Source organism: Caballeronia telluris (assembly GCF_001544495.1).
Lineage (GTDB): Bacteria > Pseudomonadota > Gammaproteobacteria > Burkholderiales > Burkholderiaceae > Caballeronia > Caballeronia telluris.
Genome location: NZ_FCNZ02000118.1, coordinates 1 through 1,641 on the forward strand (window position 1 = coordinate 1; position 1,641 = coordinate 1,641).

Annotated in this window: 2 protein-coding genes; both read left to right on the forward strand. The window is 59.2% G+C overall.

Features of this window, described 5'->3' with window-relative positions; translation table 11 throughout:
* The coding region (locus tag AWB66_RS32455; RefSeq protein WP_143328380.1) for a transposase at window positions 1-771 on the forward strand (771 nt) is incomplete at its 5' end.
* Window positions 772-780: 9 nt separating this feature from the next.
* Window positions 781-1,539, forward strand: coding sequence for an IS21-like element helper ATPase IstB (istB, locus tag AWB66_RS32460; RefSeq protein WP_087634047.1), 759 nt, complete (start codon window positions 781-783; stop codon window positions 1,537-1,539).
* The last annotated feature ends 102 nt before the right edge of the window (window positions 1,540-1,641 follow it).

Consider the following 1,641-nt stretch of genomic DNA (forward strand, 5'->3'; position numbering starts at 1 on the left):
GTCGAGCAAGGCGTGCTCCTTGTCCAGCGCTACATTCTCGCCCGACTTCGCAAGCACCGCTTCTTTAGCCTGACCGAGGCAAACTCCGCGATCGCGACACTCCTGGTCGACTTGAACAACAAAGCCTTCAAGAAGCTGCCGGGATCTCGCCGCAGCACTTTCGATGATTTCGAGCGCTCATCGCTGAAGGCGCTTCCGTCACAGCGCTATCAATATGCTGATTGGAAGGTAGCGCGCGTGGGGCCTGATTACCACGTCGACATCGACGTTCACTATTACTCTGTACCGCACCGCTTCGCGCGTCAACAGGTCGACGTTCGATATACGAACGGGACAGTCGAGATCTTCCACCGAGGCACGCGTATCGCCGCCCACGCGCGAAGCACTCGGCGCGGTCACCACAGTACGGTTAATGCGCACATGCCGCCTCATCATCAAGAGGTCAGTGGGTGGGGGCCGCAGCGGCTGTACGAGTGGGCCATACGCATCGGGCCGCACACCGCCGCCGTGATCCAGCACCTGCTTGGCGGCCGCCAGCATCCCCAACAAGCCTACCGCGCTTGCCTTGGCGTCCTTCGCCTGGGCAAAGACCACGGCAATGCACGGCTGGAGGCCGCGTGCTGCCGTGCCATCGATCTGAAGGCGCCAAGCTACCGCTTCATTAGCTCGACGCTTAAGAACGGCCTGGACCAGTCGCCTCAGACAGAAGCGGATCAGGCCAGCTTACCGCTCACACATCCCAATGTGCGCGGCCCGGACTACTATCATTGAAGAGGCCATATGCTCAAACATCCAACAATCGACAAGCTTCACGCGCTGAGGCTGAGCGGCATGGCATCCGCCTTGACGCAACAGCAGAACAATCCTGATATCGAAGCGCTGGGCTTCGAGGAGCGTTTAGGCTTGCTTGTTGAGCGCGAAGCAAGCGAACGCGAATCCAGGCAGACATCATCGCGCCTTCGGCGTGCCAAACTGAAGTTCTCCGATGCCGTGGCCGAAGACATCGACTACCGAACCCCGCGCGGGCTTGATCGTGCACTCATGAGCCGCTTGCTAACTGGCGATTGGATCCGGGAAAAGCACAACACGCTCATTATTGGCGCGACCGGCCTAGGTAAGACCTGGCTTGGATGCGCGCTCGCCAATCAGGCCTGCCGTCTAGGCTACACAGTGGCCTATCTCAAGATGCCCAGACTCGCCGAGGAGCTCGCTATCGCGCACGGCAGCGGTCGATATGCGCGAGCGCTCGCGCAGTGGGCCAAGACGGATGTACTGCTGATGGATGACTTCGCGATGGCGCCAATGCCCGACAGCGCTCGGCGTGATCTGCTCGAAATACTTGATGATCGCCACGGCCGTCGCTCAACCATTGCAACAAGCCAGATTCCGGTCGACAACTGGCACGGTGCGCTCGGCGATCCAACGCTTGCCGACGCCATCCTGGACCGGCTTGTTCACAACACTTATCGAATCAACATGAACGGTGAATCGATGCGAAAACTAAAAATTAGTTTGACCGAAAACCAGCAGTCAGAGTAAAAACAGAAACCCCTGCGTCGCTGCGCTCCGGCTGTCCAGCTTCGCGCGAAACACCTGTCCGGCTTCAAGCGAAACGCGTGTCCAGCTTCCGCGAAATACGCA